At 40.8% G+C, this 21,833-nt stretch carries 23 protein-coding genes; 9 read left to right on the forward strand and 14 right to left on the reverse strand.

The annotated features are described in order from the left end of the window. The first annotated feature begins 12 nt into the window (after positions 1-12). Both ASF92_RS10640 and ASF92_RS10645 read left to right on the forward strand, forming a co-directional pair. The gene (locus tag ASF92_RS10640) at positions 13-519 is read left to right on the forward strand and encodes a nitrate reductase associated protein (protein ID WP_197413277.1); all 507 of its coding nucleotides are present in this window, start codon (positions 13-15) and stop codon (positions 517-519) included. Between the two features lies 1 nt (position 520). Then, positions 521-2,002, forward strand: a complete 1,482-nt coding sequence (locus ASF92_RS10645) for a rubredoxin (RefSeq protein WP_056092166.1) — start codon at positions 521-523, stop codon at positions 2,000-2,002. Here the strand turns inward: ASF92_RS10645 and ASF92_RS10650 are convergent. The 4 genes from ASF92_RS10650 to ASF92_RS10665 all read right to left on the reverse strand — a co-directional run bounded on the left by ASF92_RS10650 (position 1,997) and on the right by ASF92_RS10665 (position 6,898). Next, entirely contained in the window at positions 1,997-2,581 is a 585-nt protein-coding gene (locus ASF92_RS10650) for a molybdenum cofactor guanylyltransferase (RefSeq protein WP_082489533.1), read from the reverse strand. The two genes, ASF92_RS10645 and ASF92_RS10650, sit on opposite strands and share 6 nt — an antisense overlap. A gap of 5 nt (positions 2,582-2,586) precedes the next feature. Next, positions 2,587-3,231, reverse strand: coding sequence for a Crp/Fnr family transcriptional regulator (locus ASF92_RS10655; protein WP_231729793.1), 645 nt, complete (start codon positions 3,229-3,231; stop codon positions 2,587-2,589). Between the two features lie 128 nt (positions 3,232-3,359). Continuing rightward, the gene (locus ASF92_RS10660; RefSeq protein ID WP_056092177.1) at positions 3,360-4,523 is read right to left on the reverse strand and encodes a PepSY domain-containing protein; all 1,164 of its coding nucleotides are present in this window, start codon (positions 4,521-4,523) and stop codon (positions 3,360-3,362) included. A 2-nt stretch (positions 4,524-4,525) separates the two neighbouring features. Next, complete coding sequence (locus tag ASF92_RS10665) at positions 4,526-6,898, reverse strand: TonB-dependent receptor (protein ID WP_082489534.1); 2,373 nt, start codon at positions 6,896-6,898, stop codon at positions 4,526-4,528. A gap of 350 nt (positions 6,899-7,248) precedes the next feature. On the opposite strand from ASF92_RS10665, the gene ASF92_RS10670 reads away from it, so the two are divergent. Then, complete coding sequence (locus ASF92_RS10670; RefSeq protein ID WP_056092180.1) at positions 7,249-7,659, forward strand: response regulator; 411 nt, start codon at positions 7,249-7,251, stop codon at positions 7,657-7,659. 184 nt (positions 7,660-7,843) lie between these two features. Here the strand turns inward: ASF92_RS10670 and ASF92_RS10675 are convergent, their stop codons facing one another. From ASF92_RS10675 to ASF92_RS10715, 9 genes are all read right to left on the reverse strand, one after another. After that, the gene (locus ASF92_RS10675; protein WP_056092183.1) at positions 7,844-8,338 is read right to left on the reverse strand and encodes a DUF6691 family protein; all 495 of its coding nucleotides are present in this window, start codon (positions 8,336-8,338) and stop codon (positions 7,844-7,846) included. Between the two features lie 8 nt (positions 8,339-8,346). Beyond that, positions 8,347-8,910 carry a YeeE/YedE family protein gene (locus ASF92_RS10680; protein ID WP_056092188.1) on the reverse strand — a complete coding sequence of 188 codons (564 nt, stop codon included), beginning with the start codon at positions 8,908-8,910 and terminating at the stop codon, positions 8,347-8,349. A gap of 75 nt (positions 8,911-8,985) precedes the next feature. Further along, the gene (locus ASF92_RS10685; RefSeq protein WP_056092190.1) at positions 8,986-10,374 is read right to left on the reverse strand and encodes a rhodanese-like domain-containing protein; all 1,389 of its coding nucleotides are present in this window, start codon (positions 10,372-10,374) and stop codon (positions 8,986-8,988) included. A 74-nt stretch (positions 10,375-10,448) separates the two neighbouring features. Further along, positions 10,449-11,246, reverse strand: coding sequence for a sulfite exporter TauE/SafE family protein (locus ASF92_RS10690; RefSeq protein ID WP_056092194.1), 798 nt, complete (start codon positions 11,244-11,246; stop codon positions 10,449-10,451). Positions 11,247-11,304: 58 nt separating this feature from the next. Continuing rightward, entirely contained in the window at positions 11,305-11,928 is a 624-nt protein-coding gene (locus ASF92_RS10695) for a Crp/Fnr family transcriptional regulator (protein ID WP_056092198.1), read from the reverse strand. Between the two features lie 21 nt (positions 11,929-11,949). Beyond that, positions 11,950-12,951: an NADP-dependent oxidoreductase gene (locus ASF92_RS10700; RefSeq protein ID WP_056092201.1), complete on the reverse strand. Its 1,002-nt coding sequence runs from the start codon at positions 12,949-12,951 to the stop codon at positions 11,950-11,952. Between the two features lie 10 nt (positions 12,952-12,961). Further along, on the reverse strand, positions 12,962-13,729 hold the full coding sequence (locus ASF92_RS10705) for an SDR family oxidoreductase (protein ID WP_056093259.1): 768 nt from the start codon (positions 13,727-13,729) through the stop codon (positions 12,962-12,964). Between the two features lie 10 nt (positions 13,730-13,739). After that, on the reverse strand, positions 13,740-14,468 hold the full coding sequence (locus ASF92_RS10710; RefSeq protein ID WP_056092205.1) for an SDR family oxidoreductase: 729 nt from the start codon (positions 14,466-14,468) through the stop codon (positions 13,740-13,742). A gap of 74 nt (positions 14,469-14,542) precedes the next feature. Continuing rightward, a complete protein-coding gene (locus ASF92_RS10715) occupies positions 14,543-15,637 on the reverse strand; it encodes an alkene reductase (RefSeq protein WP_056092208.1) in 1,095 nt (364 codons plus the stop codon). A 95-nt stretch (positions 15,638-15,732) separates the two neighbouring features. On the opposite strand from ASF92_RS10715, the gene ASF92_RS10720 reads away from it, so the two are divergent. From ASF92_RS10720 to ASF92_RS10730, 3 genes are all read left to right on the forward strand, one after another. Next, positions 15,733-16,140 carry a helix-turn-helix domain-containing protein gene (locus ASF92_RS10720; RefSeq protein ID WP_056092210.1) on the forward strand — a complete coding sequence of 136 codons (408 nt, stop codon included), beginning with the start codon at positions 15,733-15,735 and terminating at the stop codon, positions 16,138-16,140. A gap of 144 nt (positions 16,141-16,284) precedes the next feature. Then, positions 16,285-17,028: a GDSL-type esterase/lipase family protein gene (locus ASF92_RS10725; RefSeq protein WP_082489536.1), complete on the forward strand. Its 744-nt coding sequence runs from the start codon at positions 16,285-16,287 to the stop codon at positions 17,026-17,028. A 144-nt stretch (positions 17,029-17,172) separates the two neighbouring features. Beyond that, positions 17,173-17,970 (forward strand): NADPH-dependent F420 reductase, encoded by a 798-nt coding sequence (locus tag ASF92_RS10730; RefSeq protein ID WP_255353113.1) that lies wholly within the window; start codon positions 17,173-17,175, stop codon positions 17,968-17,970. 200 nt (positions 17,971-18,170) lie between these two features. Here the strand turns inward: ASF92_RS10730 and ASF92_RS10735 are convergent, their stop codons facing one another. Then, positions 18,171-18,524, reverse strand: coding sequence for a helix-turn-helix domain-containing protein (locus ASF92_RS10735; RefSeq protein WP_056093261.1), 354 nt, complete (start codon positions 18,522-18,524; stop codon positions 18,171-18,173). A 136-nt stretch (positions 18,525-18,660) separates the two neighbouring features. Between ASF92_RS10735 and ASF92_RS10740 the strand changes: the two genes are divergently transcribed. From ASF92_RS10740 to ASF92_RS10750, 3 genes are all read left to right on the forward strand, one after another. Further along, positions 18,661-19,674, forward strand: a complete 1,014-nt coding sequence (locus ASF92_RS10740) for an LLM class flavin-dependent oxidoreductase (protein WP_056092220.1) — start codon at positions 18,661-18,663, stop codon at positions 19,672-19,674. Positions 19,675-19,688: 14 nt separating this feature from the next. Continuing rightward, positions 19,689-20,813 carry an LLM class flavin-dependent oxidoreductase gene (locus ASF92_RS10745; RefSeq protein ID WP_056092223.1) on the forward strand — a complete coding sequence of 375 codons (1,125 nt, stop codon included), beginning with the start codon at positions 19,689-19,691 and terminating at the stop codon, positions 20,811-20,813. Between the two features lie 167 nt (positions 20,814-20,980). Next, the gene (locus ASF92_RS10750) at positions 20,981-21,799 is read left to right on the forward strand and encodes an SDR family NAD(P)-dependent oxidoreductase (protein ID WP_056092227.1); all 819 of its coding nucleotides are present in this window, start codon (positions 20,981-20,983) and stop codon (positions 21,797-21,799) included. Positions 21,800-21,833: the final 34 nt, after the last annotated feature.

Consider the following 21,833-nt stretch of genomic DNA (forward strand, 5'->3'; position numbering starts at 1 on the left):
ATTTATTTAAAGATGATGAAATTAAAGCATGCGCCCTCAGAATTTATTAATCTCCGTGGGATTGAATATTTCAGCTTTGAAGAAGATTTTATGGAAGAGAATATCCGTTGCATTCCGATGTCGGTTCGTTTTAAAATGGATCTGGCTGGCATCAAGCTGAAACTTTCGGAATGGGGAAGATTTTATTCATCAGAAAGGATTGAATTGGCGTTACTACCCACCTCTTCGAAAACAGAAATCAATCATTACCGAAATAATCTTCGCGAACTAATTATAAAGCATACAGGAAAAGAAGCTACAGAATTGGTTATAGAACAATACCCCGCATGGCAAAACCTGAATGAACTTCCATATATTCTGAAAGAAAAAACAGAAGAATTACAGCTCGAAATCTCCCTTAACCAATGGCAAAGCTTGACTAATATCCAGCGATTTGCCCTTTTAAAACTCTGCCGTCCGGGGCATGAAAATCAAAATTTTCCAAAAGCAGTAGCCGAATTTGGGCTGATTAAAACATAGTATGGATCAAACTGTTATCATCAACTTTCCAGGGGGAATAATTTCGCCTGGGACTTTAAATAATATACTCGTCGCTGCATCAAAAGCAAAAATCACTTTTGTTCGCTTCGGACTCCGGCAACAGTTACTGGTTGATGTGGCAAGTTATAATCTTTCCAATTTCACCAATAAACTGGGTAAAATAAATGTGGAATACGAAGTTGATGAAAATAAGTTTCCTAACATTATCAGCTCTTATCCTGCTGAAGAAATATTTATCACAAACACGTGGCTAACCGGGGGCGTTTACAAAGATATTTTAGATGAAATTGACTTTAAGCCTAAAGTAAAAGTAAACATTTGCGACAGTAACCAGAGCTTTACGCCCATGCTTACCGGCAATATTAATTGGATAGCATCTTCACAGGCGGAACATTATTGGCATTTGATTATCCGCTTCCCTAAAACAAACGTAACCTATGAATGGAAACAACTTTGCTACACCAATCACATCGCAAAACTGACCAAAACGCTCGAAAAATTAATTACCGGTGATCCTGCGCAATTTATAGATAACCCCGATGCCAATGGAGCGGAACTTTTTGCACTTTTAAACGAAGAAGGCTTTGTTCTTAAAAGTGCTGATAAACCAGTAGAACTATCCTCATTCAACCTGCCTTATTATGAGGGACTCAATCGTTATAACAACAAATACTGGCTGGGCATATACCGTCGGGATGAGTTATTCAAAGTATCTTTCTTAAAACGTCTATGTCAGCTATGTTTAAAAACCAAGCTTGGTCAGCTTTGCTGCACTTCATGGAAAACCATTATTGTTAAGGAAATTGACGAAAAGGATAAAAAATTGTGGAACGATCTGCTTGAAGAGTTCGAAATCAATATGAGGCATGCAGCCAACGAGCTTAACTTTCAGGTAGAGGATAATTGCATGGAAGGTTTGGAATTGAAAAACTTTCTCATCAGAAATTTAAGTATTAACGATACCAGGACTTTCGGCATTTGCTTTGGCATAAAAACCCGAAAAAAAAGTGAGGTTTTCAGCAGCATATTGATCCGTAAGCGTCACTTAATTAATCTATGGATACTAAAACTATTCCCGGTTTATGATATTCTATGCGCTAAGGATTTTAACCCCAATGAACGTACAGGCAAAGTATTCAGTAGCAGTAACCCCAGGGGCATATTGCCGGAGCAAATCCGAAGAGCAATCTACAGTTTTTATAAATACCGGTTGAATGCCCTGGAAATCAATAAAAAATACAGCAACGTTAAAACAGAAGAATTAACCAAAGATGCGGGTATTTCCCTTGAGCAATGTAAGAACTGCCTGACGGTTTACAATGAATTAATTGGTGAGCCGGAAAACGATATTCCAGCCGGAACCCGATTTGAAGATTTACCTGAGGAGTACCGCTGCCCGCTCTGTGAAGGAGAAAAAGCTAATTTTTTCCGAATTGAACAATCTGAACTACAGTCGCTATAAACCGTTTACCTCGGCATGTGAGTTAAAATTATCAAACGAGTGATAATCTTTAGCTTCAACGGGAATTTCGAGAACGTTAAGTTGTGATAAAACAAATTTCATACTATGCTTTTCCAGAACACCTGTTTGCAACATCTTCATTATTTTTCTCAAGCCGACAGCTGTGTAGATGCCACACAAGGGTTCCTGATGGCCGTTTTTCTTAAAAATATACGCTTCAAAAGATTTCTCAGAAATGAAAGTATTCATTAGTTGCTGTAAAACAGCTACATCCATTGATAACATATCGCAGGCAAGGAGGAATAAGTCATCATCAGGATTTAACAAATGTACAGAGAGCACGCCATGTAAAGGCCCTTTAACATCCAATGATGGATTATCCAAAATAAGTTTATCCTCACTGAAATGCCCGGCATAAGCTGATTCCTGATTTTTATTAACTGAAAATTTTACTTCAAAGCCCAGCGATCTTAATTTGTCGCTTGCTAAAGTTGCCCAAAGCTTATCCTGGTGATTTAACAAACCTTTATCTGCACCCATCCGCAAGCTAAGGCCTCCGCATAAAACAATTCCCAACATAAAATCTATTTTTTACTCAGGTCTATCAGCCTTTCTTCATCCAGAATCCCAATCATTTTATTCTTAACATGAATGAGCTTTTCAGAAAGTAATTCATTCATCGTTCTAAAAACAGTCTCATAAGTAGCCCCCGTAAACGCAGCAAGATCCTGGCGGCTTAATGCTAAATTTAAAAAACCCTCCTCGTTTAAACCAAATTGATCGCGAAGATTTAAAATAGCAACAGCCAGTCTGCCTTTTACCGACATCAGTGCAAGATTCCTCATTTTCTTTTCAGAAGCCTGAAGTTCATCAGCATAGAACATTAAAAGTTCATAAGCAAAATCATGATTAACTTTTAAGGTTGCTTTGAAAAATTCGATATCGACAAAACAGAGTGAAGTTGTTTCCAGAGCGGTAGCAGATATAGGATAAACTAAATTTGTTGAGCTTATCCCCCGGTGGCCGAATATGGCTCCGTTATTTGCGAAACGAATAATCAGCTCTTTATCGCCCCATTGCTTATGTACTTTTATATTTCCGGAGGTTACGAAATATACCCCGGTTACAGGATCGCCTTCTCTTATAATCAGTTCCCCTTTTTTTGCAGTGAAATTGCGTTTATGACTGTTTATTGCAGCATGCCACTCTGGTAATGTGTGCTTACACATAAAACAGGATTTTAAATCGCAGTTTTCCCCTTTTTTCATAATCAGTAGATTCACACAAACATAATACTTTACATTGAAACTACTGATTAACCCGACAACTCAATTGACATTTTACCTTGCAGGAATAACTAGACCACTATCGGTTTTCTTTTTTGCTTCTTCTTTCCATTGGCTTTATTGTACCACATCAAAAATCCGGTGACTGGCATGGCTGAACAGATAAGTGCGATTAAAAAGGCGATAATTTTTGTAGGGATGCCGGAAAATGCACCGGTATGCAAATCATAATTCATGGTCCTGAACTGCTCGCCGCCAACAACATTTCTATCATTGTAATGCATCAGCATTTTTCCTGTATTTCTGTCAAAGTAATACCATTCAAACAGGTGTGTTCTGTTTCTGGCCAACCTTACCTGCACATCCATTGGATCGGTTTCTTTTTCCCTGAATCGCATTGAAAGTACATCAGCCTTACTGTGTTGGCGTAGAAGTGAAGTAACAACACTATCCATTGGAGCTGTAGGATAGGTTTTATTGGGCGTCGATTTTGGGATTTTTCGCTTTTCAATTACTTTCGCGCCATTGGCTACAAACTGTACAGATGCATCTGCCCAGGCAAAGGTAAAAACCAACCCGGTAAGGGCAATCAGTAAAGCAGGGATCAAAGCATAAAAGCCCAATACATTATGCAAATCATATATCAATCTTTTTATTCCAACCTTCGGATCAATGAAAAGTCCTTTTTTAAATCCCCTAACCGTCCATTTTCGTGGGAACCAGATGACTAACCCGGTGAGCAGAAGAACGAAAAAACAAAGCACAGAGATTCCGGTTATTAAGGTTCCTACCGGCTCCCCCAATAACAAATTCATGTGCAGGTTCAGCACCAATTGAAAAAACTCATTTTTTGTGTTCTCAATGTAGACTACTTCCCCTGTATAAGGGTTCATATACACCCGGTAATAGTATTTGTAATAGTTCCAGTAACCGATACGCTTTTTATCTGTTAGTGAGGCTCGGAATATCCAGGTTCTCCCTTTGCCAGGATAAATTTCGGCCCGGGATATTTTGATCTCTGGACCAAGCGCTTTTTGGGCATTATCCCGAAGTTTACTGAAAGCAATAAACGGGGTACTGGAACTGGTTCTTACATAATATTTATCATGATAAAAATATTCCTTCAATTCATCTGAAAAGACATTTACGCATGCAGTAAGGCTCACAATCAAAACCACAAGGCCTGTAACCAGCCCCAACCACGTATGTATCCAGAAAAATATTTTGCGCGCCATTATTAAAAACTGTAGGAAAGATTCAAACTCATTGTCGCACCGTTTCCACGTACATATTCCGCATCAATAGCACGGTACTGGCTAACCACAGGAAAATACGAGCTATTTAAAATATTTTCTACCCCAAGCCCTGCCGACCATTTCCGGTTAAAGCGGTATCCCGCAGATAAATTAAACAGGCTTACCTCTTTTACATCTCCTTCACTATTGGCAAATAATCCATTTGCACGCACATCAAAACGGTCGCGACTTCCGGTATAAACCCAAAATAATTTCAAATCAAGTGCCGAAACCGGACGATAGCTTAGGTAAGCAGTAGCCTTAGGCGGTGCGATACGTAAACCATTCATGTAAACTTTAGTTCCGTTAGCCTGCTCCGCTTTTCCCTCAACATAAGAATAACTTCCACCGACTGCCCATTGTATACTCAAATTTAAATCAGCAGTGATTTCATAACCTTTAATTCGTTCAGGCTCACGTTGAGGAACAAGAAATCCACCTACATCAACCAGGTTCGCACCCAGTTTGGATGTACTAATGAAATAAGCACCGGTTAGGTTTAAGATGCCGACTTTACTGCTGAATCCTGCCTCATAATTATTTGTTATAATTGGATCTGTTGCAATACTTTCCAGCGTGCTGCTCGTTGCCGTTCTCAGAATACGTCCAAGTTCGTTAATCGCAAAGCCCTGAGAAAAACTTACAAAGGGGTTAAAAAAATCATATTTATTATACCTCAAACCAGCATTAAAAGTTGTCGCCTTGTATGGTATTTTACCACCGGTTACCGGAATACTACCCTGCCCATTAGGACCTCTTGCAATCGTATTGAAATCATGAACCTTCACCCTGGCATTTTCATAACGAATGCCGGCTTTAAGTACAAAATTTGTAAGTATATCAAATTTCATCTGTGCATATGGCGCCACGTTTAACATATTCATATCGGGAATATAAACCCGTCCGTCTGTAAGAACCTGATTGGTGCGATCGTTCAATAAATCAAGTCCGTAGGTAATTTCGCCATCGCCGAAGCTTCCGGCTTTCCATGGCGTATTCAGCGTTAGGCGAATGCCTTTTTTAAAGGACTGTATTTTAGTCTGACCCGGGCCATACCATGCGGTTCCCTGTGCCACATACCTGTTCATGGAAACAAAACCATTATAATACGCCGAAACATCAAGTGAACTTCCCAATGGCAAAGCATTGTTATGATATGAAATCAATGCATTATGGTTGTATGGTGTTCCTGCTGGCTCACCTGGATCAATCCCCTCCTGCCCAACTGAAGGGGTTATGCCATATTTGCCGACAACATTCACATAGTCACTTTTTTGCAGGCTTCTGAATAAATTATATGAAGCAACAAGTTCACTATGGTCGTTTGGCTTGTAAGCTAGTTTAACAAAGGCGTTGTAAAGTTTATTTTCACCCAATCCATCAGGCTGGGCATTTACATTTCCCTTTGCGTCTTTCAGCACACCGGTATAATTATAAGTACCATTAACCACATACGAAAATTTGTTTATCGTGCCACTCAAGGTTTGAGAGAAACGGTAACCCAGCGTATTAGATGGATGTGCAAGATTACCATTTACACCTGCGCTTGTTGTTCCACTGATTACTTTATCGCCTGTAGCTTTTTTTGTGATAAAATTAATAATCCCACCTGCAGAACCGTTTCCATAAATTGACGTAGCACCTTTTATAACCTCAACTCTTTCAATAACGGAAGGATCCAGTGTTCTGATGTCCCTGCTACCGTTCATTAACGGGGTCGATTGGGGAATACCATCTATTAATACAAGTACCTGACGTCCGCGAAGCGTTTGGCCGGCATTTGTGGCTTTATTGTTTGATGTTCCTAGTCCCGGGACTGTGTTTCCCAGGATGGCCGTTATTGATGGATTTACATTTAGTTGCTCTTTTACATCCCTTGCACTTAGTATTGTAACAGATGACGGTACATCTTTCAAACTTTCCGGTTTTCTTCCAGCAGTTACAACGACCTCATTAAGCGAGTTCCCTTGTTGAAGGGTAAAGCTTAGATTAGTAATGCTGTCTGTTAAAGCAAATGATTTATAGAGGGTTTCGTAACCAATAAGGCTAATCGTTAACTGATGTTTGCCTGGTGAGAGGTCTTTTATTTCAAATTTTCCTAGGTTATCGGTTGCTGTACTACGGGAATCGACTTTTATAGTAGCGTAACTTAAAGGATTTCCGTCTGCATCAGCTACAAAGCCAGAAAGCGTCACTATGTTTTCAATATTGTTTTGTGCACGGGAAAGTAGCGGAATTAAGATTAGAAAGGAAAAAGCAGCAGAAACTAAGTTGATACATACTTTCCTGGTAATGCGGTTAATTCTATATAGCATCGGATAGGTATAAATTTAAAATAATGGATTTGCAATGATTAATTTTCTGCAAAGATATTTTTATTTAGACTCAATACAAATTGTATTGGTAAAATTCTGGCATTATTTCTCTTCTAACGCGTTTGAAGCAATTATTTGCCGGGGTGTAACTTTTTCAGAAATCGAACTGAAATAACTTCAGAATTCCTGAAAATTTTTCAGCTCATATTATAAAAAAATATATAAAATTCACCAAAATTAAATTGGCATATCACTTGATATCAATACTTTAAACCATTAGCTTTAAGTGGACTTCAGGCATAGCCATGGATGTACTGAAAAATGGTAAATATTGAATGACGTATAAAGGGATGGGAGAAGCAAAAAAAATATTTATCGTAGAAGACGATTTGGTATTATTGGAAACCCTGCAGGAAATCTTAGAGATGCATGGTTATCAATGTCAGGGCTGCCATGAACCGGAAAAAGCAGTCAAACTAATCGAGAACTATCGTCCTGATCTTATAATAATGGATTATTTGTTGCCTGACTGGAATGGCGGTGAGCTTTGTGCAGCTGTCCGATCTGTTAAGGGGTTTGAAAACATTCCGGTCATCATTACTTCAGCCTATGCGAAAATAGTATACTCGTTATCTGAATACGGTTGTAATGCGGTGTTGGAAAAACCTTTTTCCATCCATGAAATGATCAGTCTGGTTAATAAACTGCTTTTTAAAAAAAACAGTCGAAATTCTCTTTTTCCAAAGATTAAATTTCCCTGAAGCTTCTCTTATTCACTTCAAATATCGATTATCGATGGGAATTGAACTTTGAAATACAAAAAAACGCTAACGTTTTCAACAAAGGAAATTACAGCCTCAACAAAACCTCCCCTTCAGCAACCACAATTTTGGAAATTAACCATCGGTACACTAATCATAAACCTGAACAGCGTATGGCAATAACCTAATGTGGCAGTTTATTCCTGAAAAAACCATACACCCAAGTACCAGCAATGGCACTCAAAAGCGTAACTACAGTCACAGTCGCGCCTGTACCGATTTGTGCAAACAGCGGACCAGGACAGGCGCCTGTAATGGCCCAACCCAAACCGAATATTAATCCACCATAGATCTGACCTTTGTTGAAAGTCTTGGGATGAAATTCGATTGGCTCACCGTAAATGGTTTTGACATTAAATTTTTTAATCAAAAAAATTGATACCATACCTACCATAATCGCACTACCAATAATGCCATACATATGGAAGGATTGCAGGCGAAACATCTCCTGTATGCGGAACCAGCTGATGACCTCCGATTTAACGAAGACGATACCGAACAGTATACCTACAACCAGGTATTTTATGTTTTGGTACCACGTTGTTTTTACCTGGCTTTCGTTCAGGCCAACTGTGTCTAAAGAACTGGTTTCAAAACCGGTATTTTTCTTATTTTCCATGTTTATTTTTAAAGCGCTAAAATGTGAGGTAAAATTAAATTGGCCATCAGGAATCCCCCAATCATAAAACAAATAGTGGCGACCAGCGATGGCCATTGCAGATTGGACAATCCCATAATGGCATGTCCGCTGGTACAACCACCCGCGTACCGAGTGCCAAAACCCACCATAAACCCGCCAACTATCATTAGCAGAAATCCTTTTAAGGTAAATAAGGCAGGCCAGTTCATAATCTCCAGTGGAACGAGGTTATCGTAATTGCTTATGCCATAAACTGCCAGTTCTTTCGCCAGCTTTGGGTTAACCACAACAGGGTTTAGATTAGCGAGCAGCGCCATAGCAAGCGCACCGCCAATTAAAATTCCAAAAACAAAGAATAAATTCCATACTTCTTTTTTCCAATCGTACTTAAAAAATGAGATATTTGCCGGCAGGCATGCCGCACAGATATGCCTTAGCGAAGAGCTGATGCCAAACGACTTGTTGCCGAGGACGAGTAGTGCAGGCACGGTCAGTCCAATTAACGGGCCAGCAATGTACCAGGGCCATGGTTGCTTTAAAAATTCTAACATATTGATTGGATCCGTTTAATTACTTCTGTAAATGTTTTGTCTTCTATTTTGTCCAGATGAAATAAAAAATATCAATCAGACCGTTTCGCCTCCGTTAGCCAACCATTCTTTGATGCCGCCCGAATAGTTTTTGATGTTGTCGAAACCATTATTTATCAAAATAGAATAGGCAATGGTGGCACGGTCGCCACTTTGGCAATGGATCACCACCTGTTTATCTTTACTGATCTTGTGCAGGTTATCCGGCAGTGTACCAACAAAAACATGTTCAGCGCCTTCAATATGCCCATCATTATATTCCTTTAAATTACGTACATCAACAATTTGTGCGTCTTCGGAATTTAGATAAGCCCTGAATGAATTCAGATCAATTACTTCCGCAGTTTGTAATTCAATACCAGGACTATTTACATTTTCCAGAAAACCGTAAATATTGTCTAGGCCAATGCGCATTAGCTTTCTGGTAATATCTTCCATTTCATCATCATTGGCCACTAAGATAAATTGCTCCTGGTAGTTTAAAATCCAGCCAGCCCAGGTAGCTAAACTATTGTTATGTTGAATGTTGATGCTGCCTGGAATAAAACACTTTGCAAAGTCCATTTTATTGCGGGTATCTATCACGCTAACGCCGTCTTCATATGCTTTTTTAAAGGCTTCGTCAGATAATTGGATATGCTTTGGCACTTCAACCAATAGTGGCCTTTCAACTTTGTTCAAGTGTTTCATCATGGCAAAATATTTGGGAGGCTCGGGTTGTCCGGCGAGCAAATTGTCTACAAAGCTATTTTCATCATTCTGATATTGAAACGCCCAATTTCTAATTTTCTCATAGCCTACCGTTGAGCTTGGCACAGCGCCAAGCGCTTTGCCACAGGACGAACCGGCACCATGGCCCGGCCAAACCTGTATAAATTGCGGAAGTGCTGCGAAAGCCTGTACAGATTTGTACATCTGTTTGGCACCTATTTCCTGACTTCCCGCTAATCCGGCTGCTTTCTCAAGTAGATCCGGTCGGCCGATATCCCCTACGAATACAAAATCTCCGGTAAAGATCATCACAGGTTCACTGGTTGTGGGATGGTCGGTGAGCAAAAAGCTGATGCTCTCTGGCGTATGGCCGGGCGTATGCAAAACTTTTAATGTCAGATTTCCCACCCTGATAACGTCGGCATCTTTCAAGCCAACATGCTCGAATTGGTATTGCCAATCTTCACCACCTTCGGCTGATAAGTACAATTTAGCGCCCGTTACTGCTGCCAATTCTCTGGAGCCAGCTAAAAAATCAGCAATGATATGCGTTTCGGCAATGTGGGTGATGGTGAGGTTATGCTGCGCTGCAATTTTTAAATACACATCCATATCACGTTGTGCATCAATCACAATTGCTTCGCCTTTGGCTTGGCAACCTATTAGATAGCTCGCCTGGGCTAAGCTTTTATCATATATGTGTTCAAAAAACATCAGTTTTGGTTTTATAATTCTGTTGTAAAGTTGGGGCTATTATTTTTTTTGTACAGTTACTTTAGTTACAAAGGCTATATTCTTTTTAATAATATTTCTTTAATCAAGATGTAGATGCCCATAACCAGCACAAACCATCCAAAAGCGGGTTTTAGTTTTTTACCCTCTATTTTGGCGGATAGATAGCTGCCGATAAAAATGCCAAATATAGCAATTATGGTAACGGTGAGTAAAAAAGGCCAGCGAACAGGGCTTTGGTCCATAGAAAACGCAAATCCTGCTAATGAATTCACCGCAATGATGACAAGCGAAGTACCTACAGCGGTTTTCATTGTTAGTTTTAACAGCTTAATCAATGCCGGTATAATTAAGAAACCACCACCGGCACCGATAAGGCCAGTTACAATGCCTACCAAGAGACCTCGTACCACTATCCAAATCATATGGGCAGTCCTATTACATTCCTCCTCGCCTTCAACAGCTTTTTTAATCATGCTGTAAGCGGCAAGTAACATTAAAACTGCAAAAAAAAGCATCAGTAAGATAGACCTGGTCAGCTCGAAACCGCCTACATTCATCACCAGTTCCGGAATTCGCGGTAGCAAGTAATGACGGGTTAAGAACACAGAAATGGTAGAAGGCAGACCAAAAAACAGGACAATCCTTACCTCTACCCACCCCTTTTTTAAATAGGAAAGTGAGCCTACCGAACTTGTAAACCCTACCACAAAAAGAGAGTAGGTTGTTGCAAGAACCGTATCGATCGAAAAGAGATAAACCAGCACTGGAACTGTTAATATGCTACCCCCTCCGCCAATTAACCCTAATGATATGCCAATAAGAACTGATGCCAGATAGCCAATAATTTCCATGTGCTTGCTTTATTAGCTCAAAGCTAGTGCAAATGAAAAATGGACACAGCTACTTTAGTTACACAAGGATAATTTTATTTCTTCCCAAATTTACGGTGCCTTGATCTTCCAGTTGTTTAAGTAGACGAGAAACTACCACGCGGGCCGTACCCAGTTCGTTGGCCAATTGCTCGTGGGTAATGGCAATGATTTTACTATCGGTAAGGGCAGCCTTTTTATGTAGCAGGTTAAGCAACCGTTCATCCACTTTTTTGAAGGCTATGGCGTTAACCATTTCTAAAAGTTCTTCGAACCGCTTATGGTATAAACGGAAAATATAATCCAGCCACTGCGGATACTCCTTAATAAAGAGTGACGCTTTATCAATCGGAAGGAATAAAATTTCGGCATCTTCTTCCACTTCAGCTTTTACCTTACTCGTTTCGTTGTGCATGCCGCCCAGAAACGACATGATACAACTCTCGCCGGCTTTAATATAGTAAAGCAGGATCTCGCGTCCATCTTCTTCTGTGCGCATTACTTTCATACTGCCTTTTACCACAATAGGTATGGCTCTGATGTGTGCCTGCTCATTCAGAATGGCGCTACCCGCTTCATATTTCTTAAGCGTACTGTGCTCGTAGAGTTTTGCTACTAACTCTGGCGACGACTTAAGTGCTTCAACTTGGTTTAGATTTTCCATAAATTAAATAAACAAATTAACTTATTGAATATTAACGACCACTTTTCCCTTAGCACGGCCACTCTCCACGTATTCCATCGCATCATTGATTTTTTCAAAAGGAAAGACCTTGTCTAACACAGGTTTAATAACGCCCTGTTCGATCAGTTTAGAAATTTGCTGCAATTGCTTTCCATCAGCTTTCATAAATAGAAATGAATAATCTACACCCAGTTTTCTGGCCTTTTTTCTGATGCCAAAACTAGTTAACGATAGAACGGTTCTGATGATCCATGATGCACCAATTGCCTTGGCAAAATCGGGTGTTGGTGGTCCGGAGATTGAAATTGCCTTACCTCCAGGCTTTAGGATATTTAATGATTTTTTCAATGTCTTGCCGTCCTGGCTGTTCAGCACAACATCATAATCTTTTAAGATAGCCTCAAAATCTTCATTTTTGTAATCGATCAGCACATCTGCGCCAAGTTCCTTCAACATGGCAAAGCTCCTTTCACTTGCCGTTGTGGCTACCGTTGCACCCAGGTATTTAGCCAGTTGTATCGCAATTGTGCCTACACCACCAGATCCCGCTTGGATAAATACTTTCTGTCCCTTTTTGAGGCTTCCTCTTTCTACCAGGGCTTGCCAGGCCGTGAGCGCCACAAGGGGAACCGATGCTGCCTCTTCCATAGAAAGGTTCGCTGGTTTTAAGGCTAAATCTTTTTCATTGATCGCTATAAATTCGGCAAAGGTGCCGATTTTGAAATCTGCTGGACGTGCGAAAACCTCATCACCGACCTTGAACTGTTTAACATTTTTTCCGATCTGACTCACTATACCAGCTGCATCATGTCCAAGAATAAGTGGCAGTTTATAAGGCAGTATCAGCTTAAACTCACCAGACTTTATCTTAGAATCCAAGAGATTGAGACCAGAAGCATGGACTTTTACCAAAATCTCGTCATCCTTGATGAGTGGAATAGTTGAATCGGTAAATTCAAGAACCCCCTTTTTATCATATTTTTTTACTATGCATGCTTTCATTTGAAGATGGTTATGATTTTAGTAGTGAATTTAGCTTTTTTGGGTTGATAAGGCTGAACGCCAGGTTGGGTAAAATCCGGTTAAACATAAATATAATTTTGGAGTCGCCCACCCGAATAGTATACTGATCTTGTTGAAGTCCTTTTATCAGTCCTGCTACCAACTGCCCGGTACTCATCTTTTTATCATCCCTGTCGGCTACCATTTCCGTATCAACCAGGGGTGGCAGGAGTTCAAAAACTTTCACTTTAGCACCTATGATATTGAGATGCGCTCTTAACGATCTGGTGTAGAAAGCCAGGGCCGTTTTAGATGCCGAATAAGTGGCTTCAATTAAAGAGGGAACTATGCTGAGAATGGAAGTGGTCATGATGATGGCACTTTCGTTTCTGGATCTAAGCATTTCCATAAAAAGGTTGTTTAAACGGATTACCCCTAGGTAATTAACCTGCATTTCATATTCCGCTCCTTTAAAATGGTCGTCGCTGGAAATACCCAGGTTTTTTGGAGCTACACCCACACCAGCGTTGTTGTATAAGATATCAATGCCGCCAAGTTCGCTTACCTTTTTGAAAAGTGCCAAAGCATCTTCCCCGCTACCTGCATCGCTTTTGATGCAAACAAGTGTTGGGTAGGCATTTTTTGCCAAATCCAGTTTCTGCTGATTTCTACCGGTAACAATCACCTTTGCACCTAGTTCTAAAAATTGCTTCGCGGCTTCAAGCCCTATGCCAGAGCCCCCGCCAGTAATGAGTATGGTTTTACCTTTTATGTTCATTGCCGTGCGATTAATGGGGAACATTCTCCGTAATCGGGAAAACCAGTTCATGGATTTTTTTCGTATCGCCCACCGGAACTTCAAACTGGTTTTTCTCCAACGCAATAAACAGTTCATCCGCTACTTCCGATGCTGGAATGCCATTTGCTCCACCAATCCCCGCAGAAAATTCTGTATTTACCAAGGGTGGGTAGAGTTCATAAACATTTAATTTGTCGTTTTCTGCAAAAGTATCCCTAAGTCCTTGGGTATAACCATGGAGCGCGGCCTTGCTTGCAGAATAGGTAGGCAGGTATTTGTTAGACCTGAATACTGCAATCGAAGAAACGTTTACAATGGCAGCTTCTTCTTGTTTTAAAAGCTGTGGCAAAGTTAAAGCCGTAAAGTCTATTACGCTGATGTAATTGGTGTTAATTTCCTCGTAAGCTTTATCTGCTGTGTTACTACTGCTGTCGCTCAAATCGTTCATAAAAGCTGCGCCAGCATTATTGATGATGATATTTAGATTTGGATGATTGTTTTTTAGTTCTTCAACAATCTTTAACCGATCTGCCTTCACTGATAAATCGCCCTGTATGGCAATGGCGTTATCCAACTGGGTCAGGGCACTTTGCAGGCGCGCTTGTTTTCGACCATTAATGATAATTTTGTTGCCTGCTGCGCTAAATTTTTTGGCGATAGCTAAGCCAATTCCGGCGCTCCCGCCGCTAATAAATATGGTGTTTCCGGTTGTTTCCATTTTTTCCTTTGTTTCTTTATTTTGCTGTTTGCGACAGGGAACAGCTGAAAGCCTGCCCGATCGAACAAATATTTTTAATTGTTAAGGCTTGGATAGTCTGTATATCCTTTTTCGCCCGGGGTGTAAAAGGTAGCCTGATCTGGTTGGTCAAGCGCTGCATCTGTCTTGAATCGTAGTACCAAATCTGGATTGGCTATAAACGGAACACCAAAAGATACCAAATCGGCATCACCAGCGGCTAAAACCTGATTAGCCGTCTCTTTATTGAAACCCCTGTTGATGATAATGGTTCCCTTGTATATTTTACGAAAATGTTTGGAAACCTGCTGTATAGCCTCCGGAATTGCCGAAACGTCTGTAAATGGTTCTATCAGGTGAATGTATAACAGGTCGAAATCATTAAGTCTTCTCACGATATAATTGTATAAATCGATAGTCTCATCGTCAACTGAAATGCCCATGATGCCATTTAAAGATGGATTTAAACGAACTCCTACCCGTTTCATATCAACCACCTCTTTCAGTTCATCCAGAATGTCGAACAAAATGCGGGCACGGTTTTCAACAGAACCGCCATACTCGTCTGTTCTATGGTTTGTATTTTTACTGAAGAATTGCTGCAACAGGTAACCATTGGCGCCATGCAGTTCCACACCATCAAAACCAGCCTCAAAAGCGTTAATGGCGGCTTGCTTAAAATCATTGATTGTTCTCTTGATATCTTCAACCGTCATTGGTTGTGGCGCTTCAGATGGTTTAAAGCCCTCAGCGGTAAATACCTGTTGCTCCGGATTTACAGCCGAGGGTGCCAATGGCTTTTTCCCCCCATGCAAGTCGGGATGAGAATATGCCCCGGTATGCCAAAGCTGGGCAACAATTTTACCGCCTTCAGTATGTACTGCCTCTGTGGTAAGCTTCCATCCCTTCACCTGTTCTTGACTATAAATACCTGGTACATTTATTACACCAACTGCCTCTTTACTTATAAAAGTGCCTTCAGTGATGATCAATCCGGCGGTTGCACGCTGTTTATAATAATGTGCAGTAAGTTCTGTTGCAACGTTATCTGGGTTGGCAGAGCGGCTCCTGGTCATTGGTGCCATAACAATTCTGTTGTTTAATTTCAGCTCATTCAAGCTATATGATTCAAAAATTTGTGGTGTTTCCATTGCAATTTAATTTAACTTTTGTAGATTTGCTTGCGTTTTGCAAGTGCAAATATACAAACAACTTTCATTTTGCAAGTAATTTATTGTTTTATTTTATGGCGGTTTTAAAAAGAAGGTCTGAATGCCCAATTAGCAGCTCTTTAGACATATGGGGAGACAAATGGTCTTTGTTGATTGTTAGGGACTTAATGTTTGCTAAACAGTGTACTTATGGCGATTTCTTGAAATCGGACGAAAGGATAGCGACCAATATTTTAGCTGCCCGGTTACAGATGCTGGAAGAGAATGGGGTAATTATTAAACAAGGCCATCCGGATAGCAAGGCCAAAGTTTTGTATAAACTGACTGAAAAAGGGATTGATTTACTTCCCTTAATGATCGAGATTAATTTGTGGGCCGATAAATATTTTACCCTGCCGTTAGATAGGAAAGCCTTGCTTGCTGAGGTTAAAAAGGATAAGGAAGTTTTTGTGAAAAGGAAAATGCAAGAGCTAAGAGCATAATAAGCGTAGAAAAGTGCATTAAAGATAGCCAGTTTTTGACAACCAAAACATATGTTGATATACTCATAGGAATTGGGAAGAGCAAAGTACAGTCTAGTAATATTAATGAAGTTGGATTAATAAAAAAAACATAAATTGACAATTATGAAAAAACGATTCATGGTCTTATTTCTAATTGTTTTAGATATTAACAGTTTTGCACAAACAACAGAACGCGGAGCTGAATTGTATCCTGCCAAAATAAAAATATCCCGTTACCACAACAACTGGACACAAAAGTATTACCCTAAACGTATTCAGGAGTTTAAACAGCATCCGCTGAATTTTGGAGACATTGTATTTATTGGCAATAGCATAACTGAAGGGGGGCAAGATTGGAGCAGTAAATTCGGTGTGGCGCACATTCGCAACAGAGGAATTGCAGGGGATGTTACCGATGGAGTATTAAAACGTTTAACTGAAATCATCTTTTTTAAACCAAAAGCAGTATTCATCCTGATAGGGATTAATGATCTCTTTAGCCTTCATCATAAAGAAGATAATCCCGCTCTTAAGTATGATAAAGTCGTTCCATCATCAAATTATATAGGAAAAAACATACTGAAAATTACAAAAACAATTCATCGCGGTTCGCCGGATACGGAAATTTATGTGCGTACATTATTGCCTACCCAAAGGACATTCCTGAAGGAAGATATTCTTTTATTAAATAAAATGATAAGGCAAAATGAGCAAAAAGGCTATTATAAGGCAATTGACCTGTATGCCCAATTTGTGGATGACAAAGGTGAACTGTCGGGAAAATTTACCAAAGATGGCGTTCACTTGAACGATTCAGGATATGAGAAGTGGGTTAATTTTGAGAAGCCAATAATTGAAAGATGGTAAAGGTCGTTTTGATCTGTTTGTAATCTGAAAGCAAGGAAGTAGACCTAATATTTACCATCACATCACCATGACGCATATGACCTCAGCACAGTTTGCTTTCCTAGACGAAAGTCCTATAGTAGTAGAAGCACTTTTTGGTTAATTTTGTATTTAATTTATAAGATCATTACCATGAAAATAGGAATTATAGGCGTAGGCCTGATAGGAAAAACATTAGCATTAAGACTAGCTGAATCAGGGCATGACGTTTCAGTCGCCAATTCTTCGGGACCGGAAAACATCAATAAGGATGTTCTCTCTACCGGGGCAAAAGCAGTAACTACGGAAGATTTAGTTCGTGACAAGGATGTAATCATTCTCTCTATTCCATTAAACCGAATTCCGGAAATTGCGTCTCTTCTTTCCAGCGTTCCCGAAGAAACAACGCTGATTGATACTTCAAACTATTATCCCGCCCGTGATAACAAGATTGAAAGCATTGAATCGGGATTGGTAGAAAGTGTATGGGTAATGCAGCAACTGGGTCGCCCCTTTGCAAAGGCCTGGAACGCGATTGGTTCGCACTCTTTTGCGGTACATGGCAAACCAGAAGGCTGTGATGACAGAATCGCAATTCCTGTAGCAGCAGATCGTGATATAGATAAAGATGTTGCTATTAAATTAATAAACGATACGGGATTTGATGCATATTATACAGGATCTCTGGCTGATTCATGGAGACAGCAACCAGGCTCACCAGTATATTGCACTGACCTTACTGTAAGCGAATTAAAGGAATGGACCGATAAAGCCGAAAAGGAACGTTTGCCTAAGCGCAGGGATCTTGCCATCCTTGTCTTTATGGAAAGAATGGGCAACGATTTTACCAAACGTATAGGGAATGCTACTATTGAGGAAGACGCAGCGTTCGCCATTCGTCTAAACCGTACACTCTTCATGTAACCAGGTACAAGAATTCTTTTGCAGTAACAACCAGGATTCAGGAATGACTACAGTCTGATGAAACTTCATATAACCAGTGGACTATATCATAACTTGATATAGTCCCTGCTTTGAATATGATGTGACCATAAAAAAACGGGTAAAGCACCGTTAGGCAGGGGATTGTTAAATACCACCTTATCCAATCAAACTGAAAAGAATTAAACTGTTTTATTAGAGAATAACCTGTTACGATGGTTCAGCCCCCAGTCTTTCAGGGAATAGATGATGGGTGTAAGCGTGTCTGCATACCTATCTAATGTATAAGATATTTTTACAGGGTAACCATCGGTGATGGCCCTCCTTACCAGTTGGTGCTGTTCCAACGTCTTTAGTTCCTTCGCAAGTACCTTTGGGGTTATACCCGGTATGCTTTCCTGTATGTCGGTAAAACGATTATTCCCAACGCCTATCGAGATAATAATTTGTAACTTCCATTTACCACTGATCACCTCCAGGGCATCCCTTACCGGTCTGATCGTGTCAAGACATTCGCAACATTTTTTTTCTGCCATTCTGTATTTTACTTTCCTTGGGGAAAGCACTATACAAAGTAAAGTAATTTCATTTACCTTTGCAATAATATTTTCATGTTCGGAGATTTGGCTGGTTGCCCAGGCCAAAATGTCGATCAGCAGCTAATGAGAAAAGATGAAAAGAGATAAAATAGCTTACTCAATTTTGGAACTCGCCGTTGTTTCCCAAGGCAGTACCTTCAAACAAACGCTCAACAATTCGCTCAGCCTGGCCAGGGCAGCTGAAAACCTTGGCTACCAACGCTATTGGTTTGCGGAACATCATAATTCCGGAAGTGTGGGCAGTAGTGCCACTACTATACTGATCGGTTACGTAGCTGAAAACACCGAGAACATCAGGGTCGGTTCGGGAGGCATCATGCTTCCAAACCACTCACCTTTAATCGTTGCAGAACAGTTCGGGACCCTGGCCCAATTGTATCCCGGTAGAATTGATTTGGGTCTGGGCAGGGCGCCCGGTACTGATACGCTTACCGCACAGGCGATCCGGCCCGATTTTATACAGGCTGCCCAGTCATTTCCTGCCGAGGTTGCCAGGATTCAAAATTACTTTTCCTTGGATAACAAGAATTCAAAAGTTAGGGTTGTCATTGCTGAAGGCACTGATGTGCCAATTTATATTCTAGGTTCCAGTACGGACAGTGCCCATCTGGCAGCGCAAAAAGGCCTGCCCTATGCGTTTGCCAGCCATTTTGCATCAACTCACTTATCAGGGGCACTGGATATTTACCGGAAGGAGTTTCAGCCTTCCCCTTTTCTGGATCGGCCTTATACGATGGCGGGCGTGAATATATTTGTAGGTGATACCGATGATGAAGCCGAGCGATGGTTCACTTCCCTGATCAGGATGTTTGTAGGCGTATTGACCGGGGCCACTGAGCCCCTGCAACCGCCATCTGAACTGACTGGTGATCTAAAAGAGCTCCTGAAACACCCAGCGCTTAATCAAATGTTGAAATATTCCTTTGTAGGAAGTAAGGCTACGGTCAAAAATAAAATCCAGGCATTTCTAGAGGAGACTCAGGTAGATGAACTTATCATGGTATCAACGATATATTCCATAGAAGACCGTATAAAATCCGCCAGACTTTTTGCCCAGCTGATGGGCGAAATCAACGAAAGAATCTAAAATCGCATAAGCAGATGAAGAATAGAAAAAAATTAAAACTGGCGGCCGGCATCGATGGTACAGGATGGAACTTTACTTCCTGGCGCCATCCCCACATGCCGGCAGATGCAGGAGAAAACATTGACTTTTATATACAACAGGCGCAACTTGCAGAGAGTGCAAAATTCGAGACCCTTTTTCTCTTTGATGTGAGCCACGTTGGCCCGGGCAATATTCCCCATTACCTGAGCATGTTTGAAGGGGCGACTATCATGTCGGCCATTGCAATGAAGACACACCGTATGGGGCTTTCTTTTACTGCTTCCAGTTCGTATACCGATCCTTATAATGTAGCCAGGCAGGTTTTGTCACTGGATAAAATCAGCAAAGGAAGGGCCTCGCTCAATATCGTTACCTCAAATCCTGGCGGCATGGTAAATTTTAGCAGGGGGCATTTGGGTAAAGCGGACCAATATCCAATGCACAAGGAATTTCTGGAAATCCTTCTCGGACTCTGGGATACCTACGAAGATGATGCCTTTATGCGGGATAAGCACAGTGGCATTTTCCTTAAGCCGGGCAAGATGCATCCCATAAATTATAGGGGCGATTACTTCTCTGTCGATGGGCCGCTGAATATCAGTAGATCCGTACAGGGAAGGCCGGTAGTTTACACCGCAGGAGGTTCTCCAACCTTTGTAGACATTGCCGCCACCTACACAGACGGTGCCTTTATCGCCGGCAGCACAATAGATGAAGCTTTATATACCGCTAATGCCTTAAGAGCAAAACTTGTTGAAAAAGGGCGGTCGCCGGAGGATTATGTTGTGGCACTATCACACAATCCCATTGTTGGGCGTACCATTGCCGAAGCGGAAAAGAAGTATCTGGAATTGGCTTCACTGGCACCGTACCACCGGATTCCGGTTCCTCAATTTTTTGGTACGGCCGAAAAAATTGCCGATGAGATAACAACATGGCATGAAGCTGGCGCCATGGATATGCTGGTGGTACGGCAGGACCATCCGCACGGACTCAGGGATTTTATTGAGCTTGTGGTTCCGATTTTGCAGGAGCGTGGCGTATTCCATACTGAGTATGAATCGGATACGCTTAGAGGCAACCTGGAACTGCCTAGACCTGCCTTTAGGAAAATTTAAGCAAAGCAATAGAACAGTTAAAAGTTACAATCATACAAATGCGAATATAGAATTGGCAAAAGAGTGGCGTTTCGTTAAAATGTTCCATTATTGCCTACTTATGTATCATTATAATGCTTGATAACTGCATAATTTTGTCTACAACAAATAGCTAAAAAAATAAAATAATGGCAAAAACAATTTTTATAACAGGAGCATCCCGTGGATTCGGAAGGATCTGGACAGAGGCATTTCTGGAACGTGGCGATAATGTAGTAGCAACCGTTCGTAACCTTGATGCATTAACGGCATTAACAACGCAATTCCCGTCAAACTTATTGGTATTAAAACTTGATGTAACTGATAAAAACGCGAGTTTTGAAGCCATTGAAGCAGCAAAAAACCATTTTGGAACAATCGATGTATTGATCAATAACGCAGGCTTTGGCCATGTTGGGGCTATAGAAGAACTTGAGGAGAAAGATGTAAGGGCACAATTTGAAACCAATGTACTGGGTTCGTTATGGACTATTCAAGCGGTTTTACCAATTATGCGTGAGCAAAAATCAGGACAGATCATTCAGCTTTCAAGTGCTCTGGGCATCAATACTGTTCCGTTGATGGGAATTTATAGTGCAGCCAAATTTGCTGTTGAAGGCCTTACGGAAACATTGGCGAGTGAAGTGAGCGGTTTTGGAATTAAGGTAACGATAGTAGAACCAGGCGGGTACTCCACAGATTTTTTTGGAAGCAATTCTCTGGCAGTAAGCCCACCTGTTCCTGCTTACGAGGCAATAAGAACGCATTTTTATGAGCATGCAGGAGATCAGGATTCCGGTAATCCAGCAGCAACGGCCGGAGCAATTTTAAGTTTAGTAGATGCTGAAAATCCGCCATTGAGACTGATTTTAGGTAAAATTGCCTTACCTTGGGTAAAACACACATACGAAGAGCGTCTTAAAACATGGGAATCTTGGCAAGATGTATCTGTGGCAGCACATGGTTAGTAGGGAAAGTTAACAAAGACAGCATCCGGATATA

Source organism: Pedobacter sp. Leaf176, assembly GCF_001424305.1.
GTDB lineage: Bacteria > Bacteroidota > Bacteroidia > Sphingobacteriales > Sphingobacteriaceae > Pedobacter.